Here is a 2,500-nt window from a genome sequence, read left to right on the forward strand (position 1 = left end):
ACTGAGCTAATGGCTAGCTCTAAAAGTGATTCAAAATTTTTAAATAAAATGGCTGGGCTAGCTGGATTCGAACCAGCGCATGACGGAGTCAAAGTCCGTTGCCTTACCGCTTGGCTATAGCCCATTAATTAAGAATGGTGGAGGGGGGCAGATTCGAACTGCCGAACCCGAAGGAGCGGATTTACAGTCCGCCGCGTTTAGCCACTTCGCTACCCCTCCATCATTTAGAGTGCCGGCTAGAGGACTTGAACCCCCAACCTACTGATTACAAGTCAGTTGCTCTACCAATTGAGCTAGACCGGCAAATGGTGGCTCGGGACGGAATCGAACCGCCGACACGAGGATTTTCAGTCCTCTGCTCTACCGACTGAGCTACAGAGCCTTATTAAAAAAAGGCGGTCCCGACCGGGGTCGAACCGGCGATCTCCTGCGTGACAGGCAGGCATGTTAACCACTACACCACGGGACCATTTGGTTGCGGGGGCAGGATTTGAACCTGCGACCTTCGGGTTATGAGCCCGACGAGCTACCGAACTGCTCCACCCCGCGATGATAAAATTTTAGAAAAGCTTGGCGGCGTCCTACTCTCACAGGGGGAAACCCCCGACTACCATCGGCGCTGAAGAGCTTAACTTCCGTGTTCGGTATGGGAACGGGTGTGACCTCTTCGCTATCGCCACCAAACAATTGAGAGTATTCTCTCAAAACTAGATAACAGGTGTGACATCATTCAAAAATATGGTTAAGTCCTCGATCGATTAGTATCTGTCAGCTCCATGTGTCGCCACACTTCCACCTCAGACCTATCAACCTGATCATCTTTCAGGGATCTTACTTCCTTGCGGAATGGGAAATCTCATCTTGAGGGGGGCTTCATGCTTAGATGCTTTCAGCACTTATCCCGTCCGCACATAGCTACCCAGCGATGCCCTTGGCAGAACAACTGGTACACCAGCGGTGCGTCCATCCCGGTCCTCTCGTACTAAGGACAGCTCCTCTCAAATTTCCTGCGCCCGCGACGGATAGGGACCGAACTGTCTCACGACGTTCTGAACCCAGCTCGCGTACCGCTTTAATGGGCGAACAGCCCAACCCTTGGGACCGACTACAGCCCCAGGATGCGATGAGCCGACATCGAGGTGCCAAACCTCCCCGTCGATGTGGACTCTTGGGGGAGATAAGCCTGTTATCCCCGGGGTAGCTTTTATCCGTTGAGCGATGGCCCTTCCATGCGGAACCACCGGATCACTAAGCCCGACTTTCGTCCCTGCTCGACTTGTAGGTCTCGCAGTCAAGCTCCCTTATGCCTTTACACTCTGCGAATGATTTCCAACCATTCTGAGGGAACCTTTGGGCGCCTCCGTTACCTTTTAGGAGGCGACCGCCCCAGTCAAACTGCCCACCTGACACTGTCTCCCCGCCCGATAAGGGCGGCGGGTTAGAAGGTCAATACAGCCAGGGTAGTATCCCACCGATGCCTCCACCGAAGCTGGCGCTCCGGTTTCCAAGGCTCCTACCTATCCTGTACAAGCTGTACCAAAATTCAATATCAGGCTGCAGTAAAGCTCCACGGGGTCTTTCCGTCCTGTCGCGGGTAACCTGCATCTTCACAGGTACTATAATTTCACCGAGTCTCTCGTTGAGACAGTGCCCAGATCGTTACGCCTTTCGTGCGGGTCGGAACTTACCCGACAAGGAATTTCGCTACCTTAGGACCGTTATAGTTACGGCCGCCGTTTACTGGGGCTTCAATTCGCACCTTCGCTTACGCTAAGCGCTCCTCTTAACCTTCCAGCACCGGGCAGGCGTCAGCCCCTATACTTCGCCTTACGGCTTCGCAGAGACCTGTGTTTTTGCTAAACAGTCGCCTGGGCCTATTCACTGCGGCTCTCTCGGGCTTGCACCCTAACAGAGCACCCCTTCTCCCGAAGTTACGGGGTCATTTTGCCGAGTTCCTTAACGAGAGTTCTCTCGATCACCTTAGGATTCTCTCCTCGCCTACCTGTGTCGGTTTGCGGTACAGGCACCTCTCACCTCGCTAGAGGCTTTTCTTGGCAGTGTGGAATCAGGAACTTCGCTACTATAATTCGCTCGCCATCACAGCTCAGCCTTCACGATAAGCGGATTTGCCTACTTCCCAGCCTAACTGCTTGGACGCGGATATCCAATACCGCGCTTACCCTATCCTCCTGCGTCCCTCCATTGCTCAAACGATAAAGAGGTGGTACAGGAATATCAACCTGTTGTCCATCGCCTACGCCTGTCGGCCTCGGCTTAGGTCCTGACTAACCCTGAGCGGACGAGCCTTCCTCAGGAAACCTTAGGCATTCGGTGGACGGGATTCTCACCCGTCTTTCGCTACTCATACCGGCATTCTCACTTCTAAGCGCTCCACCAGTCCTTCCGGTCTGACTTCACTGCACTTAGAACGCTCCCCTACCACTGATACCATTGGTATCAATTCGCAGCTTCGGTGGTGTATTTAGCCCCGGTACATTTT

At 53.6% G+C, this 2,500-nt stretch carries 6 tRNA genes and 2 rRNA genes (1 of these 8 cut by a window edge); all 8 read right to left on the bottom strand.

The window, feature by feature from the left end:
* Nucleotides 1-49 precede the first annotated feature (49 nt).
* Nucleotides 50-124: transfer RNA gene (locus ACFXHB_RS44195), tRNA-Gln, on the bottom strand.
* 11 nt (nt 125-135) lie between these two features.
* Nucleotides 136-219: transfer RNA gene (locus ACFXHB_RS44200), tRNA-Tyr, on the bottom strand.
* 11 nt (nt 220-230) lie between these two features.
* Nucleotides 231-303: transfer RNA gene (locus ACFXHB_RS44205), tRNA-Thr, on the bottom strand.
* 3 nt (nt 304-306) lie between these two features.
* Nucleotides 307-382: transfer RNA gene (locus ACFXHB_RS44210), tRNA-Phe, on the bottom strand.
* A 14-nt stretch (nt 383-396) separates the two neighbouring features.
* A tRNA-Asp gene (locus ACFXHB_RS44215) sits at nt 397-469 on the bottom strand.
* A gap of 3 nt (nt 470-472) precedes the next feature.
* Nucleotides 473-549, bottom strand: a tRNA-Met gene (locus ACFXHB_RS44220).
* A 19-nt stretch (nt 550-568) separates the two neighbouring features.
* Nucleotides 569-684 (bottom strand): 5S ribosomal RNA (gene rrf / locus ACFXHB_RS44225).
* A gap of 54 nt (nt 685-738) precedes the next feature.
* Nucleotides 739-2,500, bottom strand: a 23S ribosomal RNA gene (locus ACFXHB_RS44230); it runs 1,170 nt beyond the window's last position.

Origin of the sequence: Kitasatospora sp. NPDC059327 (assembly GCF_042752535.1) — a bacterium.
Lineage (GTDB): Bacteria > Actinomycetota > Actinomycetes > Streptomycetales > Streptomycetaceae > Kitasatospora.